The organism is Acetatifactor aquisgranensis (assembly GCF_943193215.1).
GTDB classification, from domain to species: Bacteria; Bacillota; Clostridia; order Lachnospirales; family Lachnospiraceae; genus Acetatifactor; species Acetatifactor aquisgranensis.
The window spans coordinates 181,726-205,411 of the sequence record NZ_CALPDH010000004.1 but is presented as its reverse complement, the minus strand read 5'-3'; the positions used below and the strand labels follow the sequence as shown (position 1 = coordinate 205,411).

The window sequence follows — 23,686 nt, the reverse complement described above, 5'->3', positions numbered from 1 at the left end:
CATGCGGCAATCCCTGCCTGTACTGCTTAATGGTGGCCGCGGCCATGATGGCCGGAACCGTGATGGCCCGTGGTATAGCTGCCGGAGTAGCAGTGCCCTCCGCCGCCATAGCCCGCACCATTGTAATTCTGATAACCTGCGCCTGCCGCAGCTGTCCCGTTCCCTGTCTGAGCCTCCGCCGGATTCCCTGCCGCCGGCTGGCTCTCCGCTGCCGGATTCCCTACGGGCTGGCTTTCCGCTGCCGGGTCAGCTGCAGGCTGACTTTCCTCCGCCGGATTCCCTGCCGGCTGGCTCTCCGCTGCCGGATTCACTGATGGCTGACTTTCCGGCGCCGCGTCCATGCCCTGACCGGAATACGCCGTCCCGGCCCCATAGCCGTCATGGCAATTCCCCCAGCCGCTGCAGATTGCACCCACATCCACGCCGCAGGCACCACAATCCGTCCAGCCCTCATGTCCGAACAGATGATGCCCGCCAACCCGGTTCTCCCCATACCAGCAAAGACCGCTGCCCTGGATTACCCGGCTGACGCATGGCGCATGGTATCCCGCGGAGGAAGTCATGCCTGCCGACAGAACAAACAGGAACGCCGCTCCCATTGAAATGATTCTCTTCATCCTCACATACCCCCAGTCTATAAATGCCTTGGTTTCCATGTCTTTACATATAATACGACAGACCCGGATCAAACCTTGCATCTATATCCCAGTATAAATTATTTCCAGAATTTCTTTTTCTTGCCTTCCTTGTGGTGCTCTTTTCCCTCATCGTTTGATTCCGGCTCCGAAGCCGCCTTTACGGCGTTCAATGTATTGCCCGTCAACTCGTCGAACTGACGCAGCAGTTCTTTGGCCTCGGGCTTGAGCTTATCGGGCACCTGGACCACCAGGGTCACATAATGGTCGCCCCGCACATCCTTATTCCGCCAGGAGGGCACGCCCTTGCCCCGCAGCCTTATCCTGGTATCCGTCTGGGTCCCGGCCTTCACGTCATAGATGACCTTACCGTCCACGGTGTCGATCAGAATCTCGCCGCCCAGGGCCGCCACCGCATAGGAGACCGGGACAGTGGAGTAAATATCGAAATCCTGCCTCTGGAAAATGGGATGCCGCCCCACGATCACTTCAATCAGCACATCCCCTCTGGGACCTCCATTGATGCCGGGCTCTCCCAGGCCGGGCATGCGCGTGGACTGGCCGTTGTCGATACCCGCGGGAATATCCACGGAATAACGTTTTTTCATGGATATATATCCGGTTCCGCGGCAATCCGTGCACTTGTCCCTGATGATTTTTCCGCTTCCCTGGCAGTCCGGACAAGTCTGCACATTGCGGACCGTCCCGAACAGAGACTGCTGGGTAAAGACCACCTGCCCTTTGCCGCCGCATTTTGAACAGGTCTCGGGGCTGGTCCCCGGCTTGGCCCCGGAACCGTTACAGGTCTTACAGGTCTCCTTTACATTCAGCTCAATCTCTTTCTTGCAGCCGAACACAGCCTCCTCAAAAGTAATCCGGACGCTGGTCCGCAGGTTCGCGCCTTTCATAGGGCCATTGCTGCGGCTTCTGCTGCGGCCGCCTCCCCCGAAGAGGTCTCCGAAGATATCGCCGAAGATATCGCCGAAATCCGCTCCGCTGAAATCGAAGCCGCCTCCGCCGCCCATTCCGCCTTCGAAAGCGGCATGCCCGAACTGGTCATACTGCCGTCTCTTATCCGGATCGCTCAGAACGGCATAGGCTTCCGAAGCCTCCTTGAATTTCTTTTCCGCCTCCGCATCCCCCGGATTCATATCCGGATGATACTTCTTCGCCAGCACGCGATAGGCCTTTTTGATCGCAGCATCATCTGCTCCTTTATCTACACCGAGAACTTCATAATAGTCCCGCTTCTGTTCCGCCATAGCAAACACCTCTTCGAAAATACGTATTATTATACTTACCACAGAAAATCTAAGCCAGCACATTTCCACGCCGCTGACTTAGATTTCATCTCAAATATCCAACAATGCCCTGCGGGAACCTGGGAAAATGGCTGCTCCCGGCATTCTGACCTGTATGAAAGGATGCAGCGCGAATCTGTCCGCCTGCGAGCCCATAGTCCCGGGGCCGCTGTCCTGCGGCCCCGGAATGTCTTCTCACACTCAGACCTCGCGGAAGTCTCCGTCAATGACGTCATCCTCGGGAGCGGATCCGCCTGACGCGCCCGCTGCGCCGCCCATATCCGGTCCTGCCGCGCCGCCCTGTGCCTGCTGCATGTTCTCGTACATCTTGGTGAACAGGCTCTGGGCGCTGTTCATCAGTTTCTCCCTGGCCGCTTTCAGCTCATCCACATCGCTGTCGCTCATCTCCTGATCCTTTGTCCTGTCCAGAACAGCTTTCACGGCATCCAAATCGGCCTGAACCGCGGACTTCTCGCTGTCGCTGATCTTGTCGCCCACTTCGCCCAGCGCTTTCTCGGTCTGGAACACGAAAGAGTCTGCTTCGTTTCTGGCCTCCACGGCCTCCTTGCGCTTCTTGTCCTGGGCCTCGAACTCGGCCGCTTCTTTCACGGCTCTCTCGATTTCGTCATCGGACATATTGGATCCTGCGGTGATGGTGATATGCTGCTCCTTGCCGGTCCCCAGATCCTTTGCGGATACATTCACGATACCATTGGCATCGATGTCGAACGTAACCTCAATCTGAGGCACGCCCCTCCTTGCGGGAGGAATCCCATCCAGCCGGAACTGTCCAAGAGACTTGTTGTCTCTCGCGAACTGTCTCTCACCCTGTACTACATTAATGTCTACGGCAGTCTGATTATCAGCCGCGGTAGAGAATATCTGGCTGTGCTTGGTGGGGATGGTGGTGTTTCTCTCAATCAGCCTGGTAGCCACGCCGCCCATGGTCTCGATGGACAGGGACAGGGGCGTTACGTCCAGAAGCAGGATATCGCCTGCGCCGGCATCGCCTGCCAGCTTGCCGCCCTGTACGGAAGCGCCGATTGCCACACACTCATCCGGGTTCAGAGACTTGCTGGGCTCTTTGCCGGTAATCTGTCTCACCTTATCCTGCACCGCGGGGATACGGGTGGAACCGCCTACCAGGAGCACCTGTCCTAAGTCCGCATTGGTGAGCCCTGCGTCTTTCATGGCGTTTTGCACGGGAATGGTGGTCTTCTCCACCAGGTCATGGGTCAGCTCGTCGAACTGAGCGCGGCTTAAGTTCATGTCGAAATGCTTGGGTCCCTCCGCGGTAGCCGTGATGAACGGCAGGTTGATGTTGGTGGTCATGGCGCTGGAAAGCTCTTTCTTCGCTTTCTCCGCCGCCTCTTTCAGCCTCTGCATAGCCATCTTATCATTGGCCAGGTCTACGCCCTCCGCTTTCTTGAACTCGGACAGCATCCACTGGATAATCTTATTGTCGAAATCATCGCCCCCCAGGCGGGTATCGCCGTTGGTGGCCAGAACCTCGATGACGCCGTCGCCGATTTCAATGATGGACACGTCGAACGTACCGCCGCCCAGGTCGTACACCATGATTTTCTGCTCTTTCTCATTGTCAAGGCCGTAAGCCAGCGCAGCCGCCGTGGGCTCGTTGATGATACGCTTTACGTCCAGGCCCGCGATTTTGCCCGCATCCTTGGTGGCCTGGCGCTGGGCGTCATTGAAATACGCCGGAACCGTAATGACCGCCTCTGCCACTTTCTCTCCCAGATAGCTCTCGGCGTCCGCCTTCAGCTTCTGCAGAATCATGGCGGAAATCTGCTGAGGGGAATATTTCTTGCCGTCGATGGAGCGGCCGTTGTCAGTACCCATATCTCTCTTAATGGATGCGATTGTCTTCTCCGCATTGGTGACCGCCTGACGCTTTGCAGGCTCGCCCACCAGCCTCTCGCCGGTCTTCGTGAACGCCACTACGGAGGGGGTGGTCCTTGCTCCCTCTGCATTGGCTATAACGGTGGGCTTTCCGCCCTCCATAACTGCCACACAGCTGTTTGTCGTACCTAAGTCAATACCGATGATCTTGCTCATTTTTATATCCTCCTGAATTTATTCTGTCTATCTCTGAAATGATGAAATCTTCTCACACTACTACTGCCACCATGGAATGGCGTACTACGCTGTCCCGATATGTGTATCCTTTCTGCAGCTCCTGGGCTACCGTGCCGGATTCGTACTCCTCGCTCTCCACCTGCATCACCGCGTTGTGGAGGTTCGGGTCGAACTCCTGCCCCACCGCCTCGATGGACTTCACACCGATATTTTCAAGCTCTGTCATCAGCTGCCTGTAAATCCGGTTCATACCGTCCACGAAAGGATCCTCTTTCTTATCCTCGGGCACCGTAGCCAGCCCTCTCTCGAAATTGTCCACCACCGGCAGCATCTTCTCAATGACACTCTTCGCGCCGGTCTCGAACATGGCGTGCTTCTCTTTCTCCGTGCGGTTACGGAAATTCTCGAACTCTGCCAGCTGCCGCTTTACCTTATCCTCCAGCTGGTCGATCTGGTCCTTGTATCCCTGGGCTTTCTTGTCCAGCTTCGCCTGCTTCTTGGCGGCCCGCTTCTCCGCCCAGGTCTTCGGGTCCTCTCCCTCCGGGGGTGCAGGCTCCGTTTCTTCCTCGGCGTTGTCCGTCCGAACGTCCTCTTCGGCCCCTTTTTCGGGCTCCTGTGCCTCGCAGCCCTCATCCTCCCCGTCTTCTGTCCCGGGGGCTTCCTGTTCCTTTTCTATTTCCATGTCACGTTCCTGCTCTGCCATATCCCCGATTGTCAACCTCCATTCGTTTTATTTCTGTCGGCTCCCTCTTCCGGTCCATACAGCTCATCCAGCTGGGTCTGTATGGCTCTCAGAGTGCCTACGACCTTGTCGTAATCCATTCTCTTAGGTCCCACGATACCGATGGTCCCTTTCATGCCGCCGCCTAATTCATAGGTGGCCGTGACCACGCTGCAGTCTTTCATGCTCTGCACCTGCGTCTCCGCGCCGATGTATACCTGGATGCCGGTCTCTTCGCTCTGGGTGTGCGGCTCCTTCAGGAGCTCTCCCAGAAGCTGCTTCTCTTCAAAGGTGTTAATCAGCTCGCTGGCTTTCTGCTGGTCTGCCAGCTCCGGATACCGGAAGATATTATTGGTCCCGCTGGTATAAATCTCCAGGTCCTCCTCCGCCCTGATTGCCTCCGCCACCGCGTCGATGACCTCGCTGACAATGGCGCTGTGGATACCCGCCTGCTGCTTCATGACAGCTATCATGGCCAGATTGATCTCATCGATGGACAGGCCGTTCAGATAAGTGTTCAGCAGGATATTCAGCTTCAGCAGCGTCTCGTCGTCCAGCTCCTCCTGCACGGACAGGATATTGTTCTTGATTACATTTCCCTCCACCACGATGACTGCTAAAAGCTGCCCCGCGTCCACACGGGAAAGCTGAATGAATTTCAGCTTGCTGCGCTTGGTCTGGGGCGCGGATATCATGGTGGCGTACCGGGTATTCTGGGCCAGCACCCTGGCCATCTGCTTTAAAAGCGTCTCCATCTTGTCCTGGCGCTCCACCAGCATATCCCTCATCTCCACCACCTCCCGCTCTTTCTGGGCCATCATGGTGTCTACGTAGAAACGGTATCCCTTATCGGAGGGAATCCTGCCTGCGGAAGTGTGCGGCTGAAAGATATACCCCATTTCCTCCAGGTCGGCCATCTCATTGCGGATGGTCGCGGAACTTAAGTTCAGGTCGGTATACTTGGAAATGGTTCTGCTGCCAACCGGCTCACCTGTCTCCAGATAATTGCGGATGACTGCCTGCAGGATTTTCGTTTTTCTCTCATCCAGCTCCATCCAGGCCGCCTCCCTTTTTCATTATTAGCACTCATTTAGGAGGAGTGCTAACATCTACTAACCATAAAATATCACTTACCCTATACATTGTCAACCGATTTCCTGAAAAATAATTCTAAAAAAAATCTAAATACAAAAACGGCACCTGCCCCTGCAATCGATACAGGTCCAGATGCCGCCCTTTGTACAAGCCGTCTTGACAACAGGCATTAAATGGAAAAGCTTCCGCTCTCTCCATTCATCACATAGTACACCTTGTTCTCCTCAGGCTTCACATAGAGCTCTATGCTCTCCAGGTCGCCGGCCTTGCGCTTCAGGTCATATTTCCATACATCCTTGGCGATATTCACCAAATCCTCCTGCGCGTAGGCTTTTCCGCCGTACTGAATGTGCAGAACTGTCTCCACATTCTTCTTCGCCGCTGCCTTGGCAGGGGCTTTCTTTGCCTTGGACGCCTCCGCCTTGGTCTCTTCCGTCTTTGCCGCCTTCGCGGTTTCTGCCGCAGTCTTCTTTGCAGGGGCCTTTTTGGCCTCTTTGGGCTCCGCTATCACTTCTGTCTTTATCTCTTCTGCCTTGGGTTCAATAGCTTCTACCTTTGCCGTTTCTGTCGCCTTTGCCGCAGGTTTCGTGGATTTTCTTCCTGCCATAATTGCCTACTTCCTTTCTCTTGTCTTCTTTGCCATGTATCTGCCACCAGCAGGCACGGCATTCTTTTTCCCTGCCTGCCTTGATTATTGTATTCCCTTTTAGCAAAAATGTCAACATTTTCATGTAATACCGATCAGATGCGCCCTTGATTTCCGGGGCTGCGGGCATATTCTCTCTTATTTATATAATGTAGAAAACAGCCCTGTAGCAGAATTTAGACAAGCATTTTGACCAAACTCATGTGGTCTTCGCCGGATAAATTTGAAAAAAAGCGCAGGATACGGAAAAAGCAGGCTGTTATTATGGATAACGGCACAAAATTCAGGAAATTTTGAAACCAAAGTACAAGAGCACTATGATTCCCAGCAGAATGCGGTACCAGCCGAAAATCTTGAAATTGTGCTTTTTGATGTATCCCATAAGGAAACGGAGCACGAACAGGGACACGATGAAAGACACCACCGTCCCCACCCCCAGCAGCGTCAGTTCCATGGAGGTGAACGCAAAGCCGAATTTCACCACCTTTAAGAGGCTGGCCCCGAACATCACCGGGATGGCCAGGAAGAACGTGTACTCAGCCGCCACCGTCCTGGACACGCCGATGAGCAGAGCGCCCACGATCGTGGCCCCGGACCGGGAAGTGCCGGGAAAGACGGCGGCGATCAGCTGGAACACCCCTATCAGGAACGCGGTCTGATAGGTAATCTGGGAGAGCCTGCGTATCCTGGGCTTTCTGCCCCTGTTCCAGTTCTCCACCACAATGAACGCCACGCCGAATACGATCAGCGCGATCGCCACGCTGGCAGGGTTGTAGAACAGTTCGTCGAACACGTCGTCGAACAGGATGCCGATGACCGCCGCCGGCACACAGGACACCAGAATCTTGAACCACAGAATCCAGATATCTTTCTTAAAATAAGACATCACCCCGGCGGCACCCTGTGCCTCCCGCTCCCTCTTCGTCAGGGCAAAGGGCCATATCTGCTTCCAGAACAGCACCACCACCGCCAGGATTGCCCCCAGCTGGATGACCACGTCGAACATCCCGAAGAATTCCTCGCTCACGCCAACGCCGTTCTCCAGAGGCTTGAACGGCATCAGGCTCTCCACCAGAATCAGATGCCCCGTACTGCTGATCGGCAGCCATTCCGTGATGCCCTCCACAATGCCATAGATGATTGCTTTGATGATTTCAATAAACTCAGCCATTTTCACTCTCCATTCCTTTTACCGGCTTCCCGCAGCGCAGCCGGCGCAACCCTAAATCTTCTCACACTTTTCCAGAAACGCCATCAGTTCCCTGCAGCAGGCCTCTCCGTCCGCATATCCTCTGTCGTACAGGTTCCTGAGTTTTTTGGGATTTTTCTCCACCCGTCCCACATCCACGGTTCCCCTGGGCCGGATGACAAAGGCCTGGCCGCTTTTCTGCAGCCTGTTCACATAGGCCACCTGCTGGTTATAGTGTTCGCCGCGCCGCATCATCAACTCCACCACTTTGGGATAGTTCCAGTACCGCAGTCCCGCCAGCCGGAGCATATAACCTTTGGTGCGTCTCCTGACGAACCCCATTTCCTTGGTCATGACCACCACATTCCTCGGATTTCCGTCGATAATGGACTTCTGTATGGGAATGGAATCGCTCAGGCCTCCGTCCAGATACAGGCTCCTGCCGATTCGCACATTCCGCGAGACCAGCGGCAGGGATGCAGATGCACGGATTTTCGTCATATCTTTTTTTACATCCCGTATCCGGAAATACACCGGCCTGCCGCTCACGATATCTGTGGCCACGCTGTAAGCCTTTCCCCGGTACCGTTTGAAAGCCTCATAGTCATAGGGATTGAGGCGCTCCGGCACCAGATGATAATTCAGTTCCACATTGAACAGGTCTCCTGTGGCCACCAGGCTCGCTATGCTGCAGTAATCCCAGCGGTCCACGTAATCGATGCAGACATCCCGGGCCCGTCCCCTCTGCTTCGACAGATAGCTGCACATGCTGCAGGCCCCTGCGGACACGCCGTACACACTGGAAAATTCAATTCCCCTGTCCAGAAAAAAATCAATCACCCCGGCGGTGTAAAGCCCTTTCATACCTCCACCCTCCAGGATCAGTCCTGCCTGATACATCATATCCTACCTCTCTGCTCTTGTCATATCGCTTACGCCGCCTGATCCGAACCTATCTGTACGTCTCGCTTACGAACCGGCGAAGCGCTCCCAGGGACCGCTCCACCTTTTCCGTGTCGATGCAGTAGGCCATGCGGAAATACCCCGGCGCGCCGAATGTATCCCCCGGCACCAGAACCAGATCGTAGTCCAGCGCCCTGCGGCAGAATACCTTGGCGTCCTCCTCCAGCGCCCTGGGGAAGATATAGAAAGTCCCGCCGGGCTTCACGCAGTCAAAGCCCAGTTCCATCAGTTCTTTATACAGGATTTCCATGTTCGTCTCATAGACGCTTAAGTCCGCCGTCCTGTCCAGCACTTTCGCCACCGCCAGCTGGATGATGGAGGGCGGGCAGTTGTGCCCGATGCCCCTGGAAATCTGGCCGCACATATTGACCATGGTCTCCGCCTCCCGGCACCTGGGATTCACTGCCACATACCCGATCCGCTCCCCGGGAATGGACAGGGATTTGGAGAAAGAATAGCACATGATCGTATTGTCATAAAACGCGGATACACAAGGGGCTTCCACCCCTCCGAACACGATTTCCCGATATGGTTCATCCGATATCAGGTATATCTCATGCCCGTATTCCGCCGATTTCCCGCGCAGCAGATCCGAAAGCCTCTCCAAAGTCTCGCCGGAATACACCGTGCCCGAGGGATTGTTGGGCGTATTGATCAGGACTGCTTTCACTTTTTCCGTCAGCATCTCCTCCAGCTTGTCGAAGCGAATCTGGAACCGCTCGGTGTCCGGCGGCACCACCTTCAACACCGCTCCCGTCAGATTCACATAAGGGCCGTACTCCGGGAAATAGGGGGCAAACGTGAGAATCTCGTCCCCGGGCTCCGTCACCAGGCGGAACGCATGGGCCAGCGCCCCCGCGGCGCCGGAAGCCATGAAGATATGCTCCCTGCGGTAAGGCAGGCCGAACCGTTTCTCCAGGGACGCGGCAACCGCCTCCCTGACACTGGTTATCCCTAAGCTGGGGCTGTAGCCGTGGAGCTCATTGGTCCCCTGATTGGCCAGCATATGAATCATCTCATCGGTAAATTCCCGGGGGACAGGCACAGACGGATTGCCCAGGCTGTAGTCAAACACATTCTCATATCCGATTTCCCTGCCCCTGGCCGTGGCGAACTCCGACAGCTCCCTGATGACGGATTTTCCTGACAGCATTTCTTTATATTTCTGAACCAGCATTATATTCTCTTCCTTTCCTTTTTTCTTCTCTCTCATATTTTACCACATTTCCCTTTCATTACAAGCAGAAAACAGAAAGACCTCGCTCTTCCAAGGGCAGACTGGTGCAACAGGGCAGACATGATGACCTGGCGGCCCGGGACGGAAAATATCAGGAACTTTGGAACGCCCAGGCGCAGTACTATGTGCAGCCCGCATAAAATGCGGCAAAGGCCTAAAGCATAGCCCGGCTCCAGGCGGCACATATGCCTCGTCCGAAGCCGGCCTCCCGGCAGAAACCTGCAGAAGCGCAAGCATCTGCAGTTTTTTTGCGCCGGGTTCTGCCGGAGGGGAGCCGCAAGAGTACCGCCCCCCATAAAAACAAATTGCAAAAAGCCCTGTGAAATGGTAAAATAATATGCAAAATATGCAATATACGGAGAATGCCATGAAACGAAATTTCCACTTATATTTTCCCATCGTCTTTCTGCTGGCCGCCTCCCTGTCCGGATGCGGAAGCAAGGGCGGCTCTGTCCCCTCCGAAGAAGAATCCGCCTCCGACTCCGGCCCTGTGGCGCTGACCGTCTGGGGCGCCGAGGAGGACGAGGAGCTGCTGCGCCAGATTATCGACAGCTTTCAGGAAGAGTACCAGGGCCAGGCCGACTTTCAGATTACATATCAGCCCCAGAGCGAAAGCCACTGTATGGACGCGCTGATGGCAGACCTGGAGAACGGAGCGGACGTTTTCGCCTTTGCGGACGATCAGCTGAATACACTGGTTGCCGCCGGAGCCCTGGAGCCTATAGAAAACGCCGAGGCCCTGCGGAGCGCGAATCTGCCGGAAGCGGTGGACGCAGCCTCTGTGAACGGTACCCTCTACGCCTACCCCCTGACTGCGGATAACGGTTATTTCCTGTACTATGACAAGCGTGTCTTCTCGGATGCGGACATTATATCCTGGGACCGGATGCTGGATGTGGCCGGGAGACAGGACCGGAAAGTCTCCATGGATTGGTCCTCCGGATGGTATGTATACACCTTTTTCGGCAACACGGGGCTCACCCTGGGGCTGAACGATGACGGCATCACCAATTACTGCACCTGGAACGACACGGAAAACGCCGTCAAGGGAACCGATGTGGCAAAGGCCATGACAGCCATGGCGAAGCACCCCGGCTTCTTAAGCACGGACGACGCAGGGTTCCTGGAGGGCGTCCGGGACGGCACCATCGCGGCAGGCGTCAGCGGCGTGTGGAACGCGGTAGCCGTGGAGGAGGCATGGGGCAGCGGCTTCGGAGCTGCAAAGCTTCCCGCCTATACCTGTGCGGGACAGGAAATCCAGATGGCCTCTTTCTCCGGCTACAAGCTGATCGGTGTGAACTCCTACTCCGAACACAGAGAATGGGCAGACAGACTGGCCCAGTGGATCACCAGCCAGGAAAACCAGGAACTGCGTTTCCATCTGCGGGGCCAGGGCCCCTCCAACAAGAAAGCCGCGGCCTCTCCGGATGTCCAGAGCTCCCCCGCCATCGCGGCGCTTCTGGAGCAGTCGGAATATTCCTGTCTGCAGCGCATCGGCGGGAATTACTGGGATCCTGTCACCACCTTTACCGCGGAGATTCTGGCCGGAAACCCTTCCGGAAAAAGCCTTCAGGATCAGCTTGACGCCATGGTTGAGGGAATCACCGCCCCCTGACTTTCATTTTCCATGCAAAAGGAGTACCAGCCATCATGAAAAATATCAGCTTAAAGCATCGCCTGATCATCCCCATCGCCCTCCTGGGCATCGTGGCGCTGCTGTCGAACATTCTGTCCGTCATCAATATCCGCAATGTGAACGCAAGCGCCTCCAACATCGCGGACAACTATATGGAGGGCAAGGAACGGCTGGCCGAAATCTGCCAGCTTTCTATGGAAATCCACAAGATGGCCCTGAGCCACATCGTGGCCACGGACTATGACACCATGATCCTCCTGGTGGGACAGATCAAGGAGGAAGAAGCGCTTCTGGACGATATGCTCTCAGAGTATTCAGCTTTTGTAATACAGGATGACTGGGCGCGGTACGAATCCCTGCTGGACAATTACGCCGCTTTCAAACATGCCCTGGTCCATCTGGTATGCGCCAGCGCCAGCCACAAGACCCAGGATGCCTACGCCCTGGCCAACGGCGATGTGGCGGACTTCGCCGATGCCATGAAAGCGGATATCGATGTCCTGAACGCCTCTATCAGCGCCCAGACCCAAGGAGCCAGATCCCACCTCTCCACTGTCTACATCTTCTCCCTGGTGGTGGGCATCGCGGCGGCCCTGGCCTGCATCCTCCTGGTGGCCACGGATTTCCGGCTGATTTCCGTCTATGTGGTCCTGCCGATCAAGAGCATCGTGAAAACCATCCAGGAGAGTTCCAGCCGCATCAACGGTATGACAGGGGAAGTTCTGAACCGGACACAGGCCTCCCGGAAAAGCGCGGCGGATCTTTCCTCCCTGGCGGGACAGCTCTCCGCTACCTTTCAGGAGGTGGCCGGAAACACATCGGCCATCAACGAAAGCGCCGGAACCGTCCGTCAGGAGGTACATGCAATCGCAGAGGAATGCAGCGACATCACAGCCTACACTGTCCAGATGAACACCCGGGCGGACACCATGCAGCAGTCCGCTCAGAGCAGCGCGGAGACTACCGGCGCCAAGACGGAGGAAATCCTGCGCTCCCTCAACGATGCCATTGAGAAGAGCAAGAGCGTGAACCAGATCAAGACCCTCACCAGCGATATCCTCGCCATCGCCCAGCAGACCAGGCTGATCTCCCTGAACGCTTCCGTGGAAGCCGCCAATGCCGGGACGGCAGGCAAAGGTTTCGCCATGGTGGCCAGGGAGGTGCGGGAGCTGTCCAATTCCACCCAGGAAACCGCGGGGCGCATCCAGGAAATCAACGATGTGGTCACCGCATCGGTCTACAATCTGTCCGAAAACGCCAGCCAGTTGATTGACTATATGAGTCAAACCGTTCTGAAAGAATTCCAGGCATTCGTGGAATCCGGCAGTCAGTACAAGGAGGACGCCGCCTACATCCGCCGGATCATGGACGATTTCCACAGACAGACTCAGAGCCTGACCCATTCCATGTCCGGCATCGCCGACTCCATCGGCACCATCAACAAGGCCATCGACGAAAGCGCCTCCGGAATCTCCGGCATGGCGGGCAATACCAGGAACCTGGCCGCGGACATGGAGGACATCACCCGGCGCATGGGCGTGAATCAGGATGTGGTGGCGGAGCTGGAGAAAGAGACGGCGGTATTCGACAATCTGTAGGCGGCCGGGGATGTATTTTCCAGTCATCTCCTATTGAATCCAGAACGTGTGTTTCCTATAATGTTGTATCAAGGAGGTGAACGCACGTTTGAAAAAGATTATTTTTCATATCGATGTGAACTCAGCCTTCCTGTCCTGGGAGGCTGTTTATCGTCTGGCCCATAAGGGCAGCGCCCTGGATCTGCGGGAGGTTCCCTCGGCGGTAGGCGGGGACGTGACGAAACGCCATGGCATCATACTGGCGAAGTCCATTCCCGCGAAGAAATACGGCGTCCAGACCGGGGAGACCCTGTCGGAGGCCAGGCGGAAATGCCCGGACCTGCTGCTGGCGCCCCCCAACTACGGCCTGTACCGGGAATGCTCCGCGGCCTTTCTGGGTATCCTGCGGGAGTATTCGGATCTCGTGGAGCAGTACAGCATCGATGAGGCTTTTGTGGACATGACCGAAAGCTGTCATCTGTTCGGCGCCCCGGAGGAAACCGCCGGACAGATAAAGGACAGAATCCGGGATGAGCTGGGCTTTACCGTGAACATCGGGATATCGGACAATAAGCTCCTGGCCAAGATGGCCTCGGACTTCCGGAAGCCGGACCTTGTCCATACTCTGTACCGGGAGGAAATCCCGGGGAAGATGTGGCCCCTGCCCGTGTCGGATCTGTTCTTCGTGGGCCGCGCCACGGCAAAGAAGCTGGCCTCCATGGGGCTTGTCTCCATCGGGGACATCGCCGGCGCCGACCCGGGATGGCTGAGGGCCGTCCTGAAGAAACAGGGGGAGACCATCTGGGGCTTCGCAAACGGCATAGACCTGTCCCCGGTGCTGGCGGCCCCCGCTCCCAACAAAGGCTATGGGAACAGCACCACCACGCCCTTTGACGTGACGGACACAGAGACAGCGAACCTGGTGCTGCTGGCCCTTTCGGAAACCCTGGGGAACCGCCTCCGGGCGGACGGAGCGAAAATCGGGGTGGTCTCCGTGACCATCCGTTACCGGGACCTGTCCTGTTTTTCCCATCAGAAAACACTGGTCTCCCCCACTGACCTGACCCTGGAAATCTACCATGCCTCCAGGGAACTTTTCTCCCGGCTGTGGAATGGGGAGCCCGTCCGCCATCTGGGGATACACACCGGCGGGGCCGGGCGGGAGGCCTCCGGCAGGCAGATGAGCCTTTTTGATGAAATCGACTATGAAAAGCTGGCCCTCGTGGACAGGACAGTGGATTCTCTGCGGCGGCGGTTCGGAGCGGACGTGGTGAAGCGCGCCGTGTTCCTGAACCGGGCCATCGACCACATGTGCGGGGGTGTGCCGGAGAGCAGCGCCGGAGCCTGAAAGCAGTGTCTTTGAGCAGTACCTGTAGGCAATACCTACAGGCAGTGCTCATTGGCAATGTCTATAAGCACTGAGGTTTGTTGAGGGAGGTGTCGGAATGGCATTTGGGATAGAGACAATTACAGGAAAAGCGGACGCAGGATCCGTCCGCGGGACACAGCAGGAAATCGCCTGCCAATGCTGGTGCACCAGCACCGGGAAGATAACGCCGCTGATGGTGAAGTTAAAGGACGAGGAGGGGCAGATACAGGTCATCCGGGACATCACGGTGCATACCTGGGAGAAGAAGCGGTACGCGGGGATACCGTCCACGGAATATGACTGTACGCTCGTAGTCAATGGCAGATGTATCCGGGCCTGGCTGATTTTCTACCAGACCCAGGGGCGGTGGGTGCTGAATTTCCGAAGATAACTCATCAAACTCCAATGTCAATCTAAGCGCCGCACCATCGGCTGCCCTGCTTTACTCAATCATGATTTCCTTGACAGAGATTTTCTTGATTTTTTCGGAATATACATGCATCAGGATTTCATAAACCGCAATAAAAACAACAAGTGAAACAAGCATGACGGGAAAGTCGAATTTATATGCAGGCATGCCCTCGATATCTTTGAATACAATATCCACCATCATCCGGAGCAATGCGTATTGGTAGATTGTCCCGATTACGAAACCAATATAGGACATGGGTCTGTATCCGCCGAGAATTGCCCTGCAGCATTCCTTTTGCGAATAGCCGAATACCCTCATCATGGCGATGGTTTTTGTATTTCCGCTTATGACTGTAGTGATTGCAAGGAACAAGGTGGTAAATGCTAATACAAGTCCGATGACTAACATCATTGCACCCATCATTTCACTTGATAAATCTTTCATGCTGAACGACATCTGTGTCATGGCAGAAAAACAAAATGAAGCAAAAATAATGAAAAACACAAGCGCCTTTTTAGATTTCAGGGTGCTGCTTTTCAAATCTTCTATAAATGAAATTTCTTTCCTTTTTTCGATGCTGTGCTTTGGAGTTTTAGAGACAATCTGCAGGTTGTCTTTCAAAAGCAATAACACGGGCTTTTTTAATTTGTGCCAGGCGTAATAAACCGAAAGCGCCGAGAAACACACAGTGGGTAATACCACGAAATAAAACAAAACACTGGGATGAAAATTTATCGTTATCTCAGGAAGCATTTTATCTTCATTCTGCAGGGCATAGAACCATGGCATTATAAGAAACGCTCCCGCATATCCAATCGCGGTTCCGATAAAAGCGCTGATTCCGAATACCCAAAAGCTTTTTGCGATTTTAAGATTGGAATATCCCAGAGCCTTTAATATCCCAAGCTCTTTTTTATGGGTATCGATATAATGTTTTATGTAAAAAAACAGCATGACAACCGAAGTCAAAAGCAGACATCCGCCCGCCACAAGGCAAGTGACTTTTGCGGTAGAGACCTGAGCCTCATAAAAAAACATTGACAGTTCAGAGGTTATTTCGCTCTCAATCAACCGGATATCAAAATAAAAATTCAGAAACATGGTACATACAAGTACCGCGCAGCAGGCGATAACGGAAATGCCGATGAGTTTTGAAGCATTTTTTATTCCGATGAGCATACCATCACCATCCAATCTCATAAGCGGTCTTCTGCTTCTCATTTGCATAAATTTCAGATATTTTTCCGCTGTTCATTTTTATGACTGTGTTTGCCATTTCCGCAATGTTCAGATTGTGGGTCACCATTATAATCGTAAAATCATATTCCTTTTGAAGCTTACAGATATAATCAAGCACCTGCCGCCCTGTCTGTTCGTCCAATGCGCCTGTCGGCTCATCCAGAAAGAGCACTCCTGGTCTCTTTGCCAAGGCTCTTGCCACAGATACCCTTTGCTGTTCGCCGCCTGAAAGTTCGCCTGGATATTTATGTAGTTTTTTTCCCAGTCCGACTGCCTCGATAACGGTTTTATAGTCTTTGTTGCCTGCCAGGTCGGCGCCCATTTTCACGTTTTTATCAACGCTCATATTGGGCAGCAGATAATACTGCTGAAAGATAAATCCGACATTTTCTTTGCGAAATGCAGTCAATTCATCGTCGGAAAGCGCTGTGATGTCCAGTCCGTCATAAAGCACTTGACCGCTGTCAGGGCGCTCAAGGCCTGAGATTACATTCAAAAAAGTGGACTTTCCCGAGCCCGACGCACCGAGTATGACTACAAAATCCCCATCTTTCATTTCAAGGCTGATGCCCTGTAATACCTGGAACCGGCTTTCTCCGCTGCCGTATGATTTTATGATGTCCCTGACTTTAATCATCGTTTCCGCACTCCCTTACATTTTTAAGAAGACTCATAAATACCTCTGTAATCATCGAGCTGATTTCAGCGCCTGTAAAGCGGCACATCCTGGTGGCGCAAAGCGTCGCGATGCCGTGGGTATAAATCCAAAGGTGACGATATAACTTTTCCGCTAAATGTTCGTTAATTCCGTAATCATCCTGAATCGACTGGAGAATTTTCTCATAGCTTTCGTCTATCAATGGAAGCACGCCCTTTAAATCGGGTATTTCCGATTGCTCTGTCATGAACAACAGCTGAAAAAGTTTCGGCTCATTGACAGAAAAGAGTATGTATTGCGTTCCCACGCCCTTAAAAGGGTGTTCCGCTGTCAAGCCTTTATTGACATATTCTTTATACAGCATTTTCGCGGATTGGATTACAGCCTGCTGAACTTCTTCCATATTTTTGAATACCGTAAAAATCGGTCTTGCCGAGCTGCCGAGGCGTATCCCCAATTCTCTGGAAGTCAGAGCCTCGAATCCATCCGCTTTCACGATATCTAATGCGGCTTTTGTAATTTCCTCTTTTTTGAATTTCGCTTTTGGTGGCATATCCTGATTCCTCCTTTCTGAATCGCATGTTTTGCATCATTTGTTTTGCATCATATGTTTTATTATAAACCAAAATTATCAAAAGTCAATAGCCATCTGCAAAATCGGCGGTATCAGTTCGGTATTCTGATTTTTTGAAAAGCAAAAGCACCTGCCGCTTAACCGTTTCTCCCGGTCAGCAGCAAGCGCCTGTTGTCAGTTCCGTATTCCGTTCTGGTAATGTCTATATCCGGCACTATCAAATATCTCTGATAAAATATGCTTTCTTTCAGGAATACCTTTATTCTTACCGCTTATTGTCCCTTTCATTACGCGATAAAATAATAGGTATATATTTTTCTGCTAACCTCCGCGTTATATCTTCACTTTTTTTAATCAATTCTGCCTGTCTAATCCCCCATTCAGCAGCAGCTTTATTGTCTTCTAATTTCTCACTCAAAATTGCTCTCTTCGTCATATCAATACCTCCTAACGATCTTCGTATACAATATTTGCTTTATGACAATTAGAAAGAAAATCGAATACAGCCTTCTGATAATTATGTATATTGCTTCCCTCATTATGCACATTAACTGCGTGATTATATATTTCTATCGCTTTTTTACGGCTATAATTTTCTTTTTTTACAAAAGGTTCGTCACGATATCCACTTCGCACCCTACCTCCGGCAACGGTTCCAATTTCTTATCTTTGTCATGCTTTTCGAGGTAGAGGTCAATATCGCTGTGGCTGCTGCATCGAAATTCCAGAGAACTCCCGAAGAGCGCCGCTTTTTTGATATTCTTGTCCTGATACAGATGGCGAATCAGTTTTTCCACCCGCCTCTGCATCAGCGGATGCACCCGATTCGCATTTGGAAAGGCGACTCCCTCCATCACCGGGAAATCCCACATCTCCTCCATATGGTTCATCGAATCCCTCCCTTATGTCCTCCATTTTATCACGCCGGCTCAGGAAAGGCAAACGATAAAAGAAAAAGAAAAAGTGCATGTCATTTATTATTGCAGCTTATTAATTCATACGCTATAATAATCAAAATAGCGTTTCAAAATTGTCCAATCGGAATGGACGCATTATCAGGTACTTATACACATCGAAGATAAAGACGAGAGAGATTTTTATGAGAAAGTGCCTTATCAGAGTCTCGAGTTTATCGAGTAATAGTCTGACAACATTTTTTATAAATCCACATCTAATGCAATGCGGCAAGTACAGAATCAATAGGTCTGACAGTTCCTGTAGGGCAAAATACGGAAAAGGGGAAGTGTATGTGCGGGCGATACCATATAGACGATGATACCACAAAAGAAATCGAGAAGCTGATCAGGCAGGCCGGGGAGCGGCTGAGCCAGGAGACTGCCGCCGCGCTGCTGCGGATTCGGGAGAGGGATGTCCGTCCGACAGAGGAAGCCCCTGTCCTGCTCGCCGCAGGAGGCGGGATAGGCTGCGCGTGGCTGCGGTGGGGTTTTCCCCTGCAGCAGGGAACGGAAAAAGGGCTGGTCTTTAATGCCAGATGCGAGTCTGCCGCGGAAAAGCCCCTGTTCCGGGAGGGCATCCGCCACCGGCGCAGCGTCGTCCCGGCCAGTTCATTCTATGAATGGGATTCCGGCAGAACAAAATTCTCTTTCCGGCAGGAGCAGGAAAACGCCCTGTTCATGGCAGGATGCTGCAGGCCGTATCGGGACGGCGAACATTTCGTCATCCTGACCACGGCGGCCAACAGTTCCATGGAGCCGGTCCACGACCGTATGCCTTTGATTCTGTCCCGGGAGGAAGCAATCTGCTGGCTTCTGGACCCGGGGCGGACAGATGCGCTCCTCCGGAAAGTCCCCGCCCCTTTAGAACGCGGCACGGACTATGAACAGCTGCGCTTCTTCTGAGTACCGATTGGGAAATGCCTGCCTACCACGGCCGCGATTGCTTCCCTTGATATGGCAGATTTTTTTCCATTTTTTAATTCTTTTTTTATTGTATTGCCGCAGAGGGCTTTCTATAATATTTGACTATAGGATTCGCAGGGCGAAGAAATCAGGGCACATCAAAACCACGCCCTGGGAAAGGAAAAGAAATCTGTATGCTGAAAATATTCAAGTACTTAAAGGAATCCAAGTGGTCCGTTCTGGCCATCATCCTGTTCCTGGCGGCCCAGGCCTACTGCGATCTGGCGCTGCCGCAGTACACGGCAGATATCGTGGATATAGGCATCGGACAGAAAGGCATCGAGAATGCGGTGCCCATACGGATGCGGGAGTCTACCTATCAGGGGCTGATGGGGCTGATGACTCAGGATGAGAAGTCTTTGATGGCATCTGCCTATGCACAGGAGGAGGATGGAAGCTATGTCTTCCAGGGAGACAATGAGACAGAGGAGCGCCTGAACGAAAGCATCGGCATACCGATTCTGGTCATGTGGCACATGACGGAATCCGGAAATGCCATAGACAGCATGGAATCGTCGGCAGAAGAGGCGGCAAAGGCGCCAGACGAGGCGGCTGAGACAAAAGCGACTGAGGAATCCGGACAGACGGCAAAGGCGGAAACCGAGGCCGAATCCGGCACCCCCAAGGGAGAGGCAGGCAATCCGGCAGCAGGCTTCGCGGCAAATCTGCCCGGCGCAGGAATGGAGCTGTCGGACGACCAGGTGCTGGCGGTGCGGGAACAGGTGCTGGAAAGCCTGGGGGATACGGGGGAGACCGTCATCGCCCAGAGGGCAGTGCTGTTCCTCCAGAAAGAATACGATGCGCTGGGGATGGATCTGGGCAGGATACAGCGAAACTACCTCTATAAGACCGGCGGCATGATGCTGGCCTATTCCGTGGTGATGATGGCCACGGCCATATTGGTGGGATTCCTGGCGTCCCGCATCGGGGCGAAGCTGGGCCTGGACCTGCGGCAGCGGGTATTCACCAGGGTGGTGTCTTTCTCCCATGCAGAGATGGAGCAGTTCTCCACCGCCTCCCTGATTACCCGGAGCACAAATGACATCCAGCAGGTGCAGATGGTAGTGGTCATGATGCTGCGGATGGTGGTATACGCCCCCATCATCGGCATCGGCGGGATAATGAAAGTGCTGCGGACCAGAACAGGCATGGGATGGATCATCGTGGTGGCGGTGGCCCTTATCCTGGCCCTGGTAGGCGTGCTGATGGCCGTGGCCATGCCGAAGTTCAAGAAGATGCAGACGCTGGTGGACCGCCTGAACCTGGTGTCCAGGGAAATCCTCACAGGCGTCTCCGTCATCCGCGCTTTCAGCCGGGAAACATTCGAGGAGGAGCGGTTCGACAAGGCTAACCGCGACCTGATGCGGACCCAGCTGTTCACCAACCGGGTAATGAACATCATGATGCCCGTGATGATGCTGATCATGAACGGCATCACCGTGATGATTGTGTGGTTCGGGGCGAAAGGAATCGACCTGGGCAATCTGATGGTGGGCGACATGCTGGCTTTCATCACCTATACCATGCAGATTGTCATGTCCTTTTTGATGCTCACCATGATTTCCGTGATGCTGCCCAGGGCAGGGGTGGCCGCCGGGCGCATCGAGGAGGTCATCGGCACCAGCCCCAGCGTCACGGACAAAGAGCAGGTGCAGGACGAAAAACTGGCGGACGCCAGGGGTGTAGTGTCCTTTGAAGATGTGTCCTTCCGCTATCCGGGGGCGGACGAGGATGCCCTGCAGGACCTGACTTTCACAGCAGGCCCCGGGGAGACCACCGCCATCATCGGCAGTACGGGCTGCGGCAAATCCACGCTGCTGAACCTGATTCCCCGGTTCTACGATGTGACGAAAGGCCGCATCACCATAGACGGCGTGGACATCAGAGATCTCTCCCAGCATAAGCTGCGCAGCCTCCTGGGCTATGTTCCCCAGAAAGCGGTGCTGTTCTCCGGGGACATCGCCTCCAACCTGAAGTTCGGAGACACATCGGCAAACGGCATTTCGGACATCAGCGACAGCCGGATGGAGGAGGCCGCGGAGATTGCCCAGGCCGCGGAATTCATAGAGGGCAAGACAGCGAAATACCACAGCGAGATATCCCAGGGAGGCACCAATGTGTCCGGCGGGCAGAAGCAGCGGCTTTCCATCGCCCGGGCTATCGCGAAATCACCTAAAATCTATCTGTTTGACGACAGTTTTTCGGCGCTGGATTACAAAACGGACGTGACGCTGCGGAAAGCTCTGCGAGCAAAGACAGAAGACGCAACAGTCATCATCGTGGCCCAGCGCATCAGCACGATTCTCCATGCAGACCGGATCATCGTGCTGGACGAGGGGAAAATCGCCGGCATGGGAACCCACAGCCAGCTCCTGCGAGAGTGCGAGGCCTACCGGGAAATCGCCAAGTCACAGCTGTCCGAGGCGGAACTGAAAGGAGGTGCGGCAGTATGAGTGAAGAGAACAGGAAATCCACCGGCCCTGCAGGCGGAAATCCCGCCGGGGATGGAAAAGCCGGGCAGGACACAGGCAGCGGCCAGACAGGAGCCGCAGCCCACAACGGCAGGGCTGCCAGACGTCCCCATGGCCCTCACGGCGGCATGATGCCGGGGGAGAAAGCAAAGGACTTCAAAGGAACATTCGCAAAATTATTGGCATACATGGGCAGATACAAGCTTGCCCTGATTGCCGTGATGATTTTTGCGGCAGGCAGCACGGTCTTCAACATCATCGGCCCCAAGGTATTGGCAAAGGCCACCACGGAGCTGTTCAATGGCATGATGGCAAAATTCGCCGGTACGGGGGGAATCGATTTCCAGCGAATCGGGCAGATCCTGCTGCTTCTCCTGGGGCTGTACGCCTTAAGTTCCCTGCTGTCATTCATACAGGGACTCTTGATGACAGAGGTCTCCCAGAAGCTCTGCTACCGGTTCCGCCAGGAGATTTCGGAGAAAATCAACCGGATGCCCATGGCCTATTTCGAGTCCAGGACTGTAGGCGAGGTGCTGTCCCGGATCACCAATGACGTGGACACTCTGGGGCAGAGCCTGGGACAGAGCATCACTACCCTCATCACCTCCGTGGCCACCATCCTGGGCATCCTGATCATGATGCTGTCCATCAGCCCCATGATGACCCTGATTGCCCTGGTAATCCTGCCGGTGTCGGGCGGCCTCATCGGCGTGGTGGTGAAGCATTCCCAGAAATATTTCATCGCCCAGCAGAACTATCTGGGCAAAATCAACGGACAGATTGAGGAGGTCTACAGCGGCCAGAACATCGTCAAGGCTTTCAACAGGGAAGAGGCGACTCTTGCGGAATTCGGCGAGACCAACAGAATCCTCTACCAGAGCGCCTGGAAGTCCCAGTTCATCTCCGGCATGATGCAGCCCATCATGGCCTTTGTGGGAAATCTGGGCTATGTGGCGGTGGCGGTCAGCGGCAGCATGCTGGCCATCCGGGGCGTCATCGAGGTGGGCGAGATTCAGGCTTTCATCCAGTATGTGAAGAATTTCACACAGCCCATCACCCAGGTGGCCCAGGTCTCCAATATGTTCCAGTCCACAGCGGCTGCCGCGGAGCGTGTGTTCGAGTTTCTGGATGAGCCGGAGGAGGATGTGATTGCGGAAAAAGCAGTGGGAATGGAAAAGGCAAAGATGCAGGGAGCCGTATCCTTTGACCATGTACGGTTCGGCTATCAGCCGGAGAAGACGATTATCCACGACTTCAGCTGCGAAGTACTGCCGGGACAGACCGTGGCCATCGTAGGCCCCACCGGCGCGGGCAAGACCACCATGGTGAAGCTCCTCATGCGCTTTTATGACGTAAACAGCGGCGCCATACGGGTGGACGGACAGGATGTCAGGAATTTCAACCGCAGCCAGTTGCGGGAGAATTTCGGCATGGTGCTGCAGGACACCTGGCTCTTCCACGGAACCATCATGGAGAATATCCGTTACGGCAGGCTGGACGCCACAGATGAAGAAGTGATAGCCGCGGCGAAAGCGGCCCATGTCCACCACTTCATCCAGACCCTGCCCGGGGGCTATCAGATGGAGCTGGGGGAGGACGCCTCCAATGTGTCCCAGGGACAGAAACAGCTGCTCACCATCGCCCGGGCCATCCTGGCGGACAATCCCATCCTGATTCTGGACGAGGCCACCAGCTCCGTGGATACCAGAACGGAAATCCGAATCCAGAAGGCCATGAACAACCTGATGAAAGGCCGGACCAGCTTCGTCATCGCCCACAGGCTGTCCACCATCCGGGACGCGGATGTGATTCTGGTCATGAAAGACGGGGATATCATAGAACAGGGCAATCATGAGGAACTGATGGCAAAGGACGGCTTCTACGCGGAGCTGTACAACTCCCAGTTCGAGGGACAGGGAACCCTGGAGACCGCCTGACGCAAAGTCAAGG

The 23,686-nt window shown here is 54.3% G+C and carries 21 protein-coding genes; 7 read left to right on the top strand and 14 right to left on the bottom strand.

The features are described 5' to 3' along the window. Nucleotides 1-26 precede the first annotated feature (26 nt). The 9 genes from NFS35_RS05340 to NFS35_RS05300 all read right to left on the bottom strand — a co-directional run bounded on the left by NFS35_RS05340 (nt 27) and on the right by NFS35_RS05300 (nt 9,821). Complete coding sequence (locus NFS35_RS05340; RefSeq protein ID WP_251206107.1) at nt 27-617, bottom strand: hypothetical protein; 591 nt, start codon at nt 615-617, stop codon at nt 27-29. Between the two features lie 98 nt (nt 618-715). Then, nucleotides 716-1,897 carry a molecular chaperone DnaJ gene (gene dnaJ / locus NFS35_RS05335; RefSeq protein WP_251206106.1) on the bottom strand — a complete coding sequence of 394 codons (1,182 nt, stop codon included), beginning with the start codon at nt 1,895-1,897 and terminating at the stop codon, nt 716-718. A gap of 240 nt (nt 1,898-2,137) precedes the next feature. Further along, nucleotides 2,138-4,009 (bottom strand): molecular chaperone DnaK, encoded by a 1,872-nt coding sequence (gene dnaK, locus NFS35_RS05330; protein WP_251206105.1) that lies wholly within the window; start codon nt 4,007-4,009, stop codon nt 2,138-2,140. A 52-nt stretch (nt 4,010-4,061) separates the two neighbouring features. After that, nucleotides 4,062-4,712: a nucleotide exchange factor GrpE gene (gene grpE, locus NFS35_RS05325; protein ID WP_251206104.1), complete on the bottom strand. Its 651-nt coding sequence runs from the start codon at nt 4,710-4,712 to the stop codon at nt 4,062-4,064. Nucleotides 4,713-4,744: 32 nt separating this feature from the next. Beyond that, nucleotides 4,745-5,806: a heat-inducible transcriptional repressor HrcA gene (hrcA, locus tag NFS35_RS05320; RefSeq protein ID WP_251206103.1), complete on the bottom strand. Its 1,062-nt coding sequence runs from the start codon at nt 5,804-5,806 to the stop codon at nt 4,745-4,747. A gap of 209 nt (nt 5,807-6,015) precedes the next feature. After that, nucleotides 6,016-6,453, bottom strand: a complete 438-nt coding sequence (locus NFS35_RS05315) for a DUF6465 family protein (RefSeq protein WP_251206102.1) — start codon at nt 6,451-6,453, stop codon at nt 6,016-6,018. Between the two features lie 322 nt (nt 6,454-6,775). Further along, nucleotides 6,776-7,663: an undecaprenyl-diphosphate phosphatase gene (locus tag NFS35_RS05310; protein WP_251206101.1), complete on the bottom strand. Its 888-nt coding sequence runs from the start codon at nt 7,661-7,663 to the stop codon at nt 6,776-6,778. A 51-nt stretch (nt 7,664-7,714) separates the two neighbouring features. Continuing rightward, nucleotides 7,715-8,584 (bottom strand): patatin-like phospholipase family protein, encoded by an 870-nt coding sequence (locus NFS35_RS05305; protein ID WP_251206100.1) that lies wholly within the window; start codon nt 8,582-8,584, stop codon nt 7,715-7,717. 49 nt (nt 8,585-8,633) lie between these two features. Beyond that, a complete protein-coding gene (locus NFS35_RS05300; RefSeq protein ID WP_251206099.1) occupies nt 8,634-9,821 on the bottom strand; it encodes a pyridoxal phosphate-dependent aminotransferase in 1,188 nt (395 codons plus the stop codon). A 427-nt stretch (nt 9,822-10,248) separates the two neighbouring features. Between NFS35_RS05300 and NFS35_RS05295 the strand changes: the two genes are divergently transcribed. The 4 genes from NFS35_RS05295 (at nt 10,249) to NFS35_RS05280 (ending at nt 14,854) form a co-directional block, all read left to right on the top strand. After that, on the top strand, nt 10,249-11,496 hold the full coding sequence (locus NFS35_RS05295) for an extracellular solute-binding protein (RefSeq protein ID WP_251206098.1): 1,248 nt from the start codon (nt 10,249-10,251) through the stop codon (nt 11,494-11,496). 35 nt (nt 11,497-11,531) lie between these two features. Then, the gene (locus NFS35_RS05290) at nt 11,532-13,115 is read left to right on the top strand and encodes a methyl-accepting chemotaxis protein (protein ID WP_251206097.1); all 1,584 of its coding nucleotides are present in this window, start codon (nt 11,532-11,534) and stop codon (nt 13,113-13,115) included. An 88-nt stretch (nt 13,116-13,203) separates the two neighbouring features. After that, nucleotides 13,204-14,442: a DNA polymerase Y family protein gene (locus NFS35_RS05285; RefSeq protein WP_251206096.1), complete on the top strand. Its 1,239-nt coding sequence runs from the start codon at nt 13,204-13,206 to the stop codon at nt 14,440-14,442. 97 nt (nt 14,443-14,539) lie between these two features. Next, nucleotides 14,540-14,854, top strand: coding sequence for a hypothetical protein (locus tag NFS35_RS05280; protein ID WP_251206095.1), 315 nt, complete (start codon nt 14,540-14,542; stop codon nt 14,852-14,854). A 51-nt stretch (nt 14,855-14,905) separates the two neighbouring features. On the opposite strand, the gene NFS35_RS05275 is transcribed toward NFS35_RS05280, so the two are convergent. The 5 genes from NFS35_RS05275 to NFS35_RS05255 form a co-directional block, all read right to left on the bottom strand. Next, nucleotides 14,906-16,069, bottom strand: a complete 1,164-nt coding sequence (locus NFS35_RS05275; RefSeq protein ID WP_251206094.1) for an ABC transporter permease — start codon at nt 16,067-16,069, stop codon at nt 14,906-14,908. After that, nucleotides 16,059-16,751, bottom strand: a complete 693-nt coding sequence (locus NFS35_RS05270; protein WP_251206093.1) for an ABC transporter ATP-binding protein — start codon at nt 16,749-16,751, stop codon at nt 16,059-16,061. The genes NFS35_RS05275 and NFS35_RS05270 overlap by 11 nt, the downstream gene beginning before the upstream one ends. Then, nucleotides 16,744-17,325: a TetR/AcrR family transcriptional regulator gene (locus tag NFS35_RS05265; protein WP_251206092.1), complete on the bottom strand. Its 582-nt coding sequence runs from the start codon at nt 17,323-17,325 to the stop codon at nt 16,744-16,746. Before NFS35_RS05265 ends, NFS35_RS05270 begins: the two co-directional genes overlap by 8 nt. Before the next feature lie 286 nt (nt 17,326-17,611). After that, nucleotides 17,612-17,782: a hypothetical protein gene (locus NFS35_RS05260; RefSeq protein WP_251206091.1), complete on the bottom strand. Its 171-nt coding sequence runs from the start codon at nt 17,780-17,782 to the stop codon at nt 17,612-17,614. Nucleotides 17,783-17,948: 166 nt separating this feature from the next. Further along, nucleotides 17,949-18,236, bottom strand: coding sequence for a nucleotidyltransferase domain-containing protein (locus tag NFS35_RS05255; RefSeq protein WP_251206090.1), 288 nt, complete (start codon nt 18,234-18,236; stop codon nt 17,949-17,951). Between the two features lie 357 nt (nt 18,237-18,593). Between NFS35_RS05255 and NFS35_RS05250 the strand changes: the two genes are divergently transcribed. The 3 genes from NFS35_RS05250 (at nt 18,594) to NFS35_RS05240 (ending at nt 23,673) form a co-directional block, all read left to right on the top strand. After that, entirely contained in the window at nt 18,594-19,205 is a 612-nt protein-coding gene (locus NFS35_RS05250) for an SOS response-associated peptidase (RefSeq protein WP_251206089.1), read from the top strand. Between the two features lie 194 nt (nt 19,206-19,399). After that, nucleotides 19,400-21,718: an ABC transporter ATP-binding protein gene (locus tag NFS35_RS05245; protein ID WP_251206088.1), complete on the top strand. Its 2,319-nt coding sequence runs from the start codon at nt 19,400-19,402 to the stop codon at nt 21,716-21,718. Nucleotides 21,719-21,864: 146 nt separating this feature from the next. Further along, entirely contained in the window at nt 21,865-23,673 is a 1,809-nt protein-coding gene (locus NFS35_RS05240) for an ABC transporter ATP-binding protein (protein WP_251206159.1), read from the top strand. Nucleotides 23,674-23,686 lie beyond the last annotated feature (13 nt).

What these genes read in the sequence shown, in the direction of transcription:
- NFS35_RS05280 (WP_251206095.1), top strand. Translation starts at nt 14,540, where the DNA reads ATGGCATTTGGGATAGAGACAATTACAGGAAAAGCGGACGCAGGATCC.
- NFS35_RS05310 (WP_251206101.1), bottom strand. Translation starts at nt 7,663, where the DNA reads ATGGCTGAGTTTATTGAAATCATCAAAGCAATCATCTATGGCATTGTG.
- hrcA (WP_251206103.1), bottom strand. Translation starts at nt 5,806, where the DNA reads ATGGAGCTGGATGAGAGAAAAACGAAAATCCTGCAGGCAGTCATCCGC.
- NFS35_RS05295 (WP_251206098.1), top strand. Translation starts at nt 10,249, where the DNA reads ATGAAACGAAATTTCCACTTATATTTTCCCATCGTCTTTCTGCTGGCC.
- dnaJ (WP_251206106.1), bottom strand. Translation starts at nt 1,897, where the DNA reads ATGGCGGAACAGAAGCGGGACTATTATGAAGTTCTCGGTGTAGATAAA.
- NFS35_RS05340 (WP_251206107.1), bottom strand. Translation starts at nt 617, where the DNA reads ATGAAGAGAATCATTTCAATGGGAGCGGCGTTCCTGTTTGTTCTGTCG.
- NFS35_RS05255 (WP_251206090.1), bottom strand. Translation starts at nt 18,236, where the DNA reads ATGAACCATATGGAGGAGATGTGGGATTTCCCGGTGATGGAGGGAGTC.
- NFS35_RS05250 (WP_251206089.1), top strand. Translation starts at nt 18,594, where the DNA reads ATGTGCGGGCGATACCATATAGACGATGATACCACAAAAGAAATCGAG.
- NFS35_RS05265 (WP_251206092.1), bottom strand. Translation starts at nt 17,325, where the DNA reads ATGCCACCAAAAGCGAAATTCAAAAAAGAGGAAATTACAAAAGCCGCA.
- NFS35_RS05245 (WP_251206088.1), top strand. Translation starts at nt 19,400, where the DNA reads ATGCTGAAAATATTCAAGTACTTAAAGGAATCCAAGTGGTCCGTTCTG.
- NFS35_RS05260 (WP_251206091.1), bottom strand. Translation starts at nt 17,782, where the DNA reads ATGACGAAGAGAGCAATTTTGAGTGAGAAATTAGAAGACAATAAAGCT.
- grpE (WP_251206104.1), bottom strand. Translation starts at nt 4,712, where the DNA reads ATGGAAATAGAAAAGGAACAGGAAGCCCCCGGGACAGAAGACGGGGAG.
- dnaK (WP_251206105.1), bottom strand. Translation starts at nt 4,009, where the DNA reads ATGAGCAAGATCATCGGTATTGACTTAGGTACGACAAACAGCTGTGTG.
- NFS35_RS05305 (WP_251206100.1), bottom strand. Translation starts at nt 8,584, where the DNA reads ATGATGTATCAGGCAGGACTGATCCTGGAGGGTGGAGGTATGAAAGGG.
- NFS35_RS05270 (WP_251206093.1), bottom strand. Translation starts at nt 16,751, where the DNA reads ATGATTAAAGTCAGGGACATCATAAAATCATACGGCAGCGGAGAAAGC.
- NFS35_RS05315 (WP_251206102.1), bottom strand. Translation starts at nt 6,453, where the DNA reads ATGGCAGGAAGAAAATCCACGAAACCTGCGGCAAAGGCGACAGAAACG.
- NFS35_RS05290 (WP_251206097.1), top strand. Translation starts at nt 11,532, where the DNA reads ATGAAAAATATCAGCTTAAAGCATCGCCTGATCATCCCCATCGCCCTC.
- NFS35_RS05240 (WP_251206159.1), top strand. Translation starts at nt 21,865, where the DNA reads ATGATGCCGGGGGAGAAAGCAAAGGACTTCAAAGGAACATTCGCAAAA.
- NFS35_RS05300 (WP_251206099.1), bottom strand. Translation starts at nt 9,821, where the DNA reads ATGCTGGTTCAGAAATATAAAGAAATGCTGTCAGGAAAATCCGTCATC.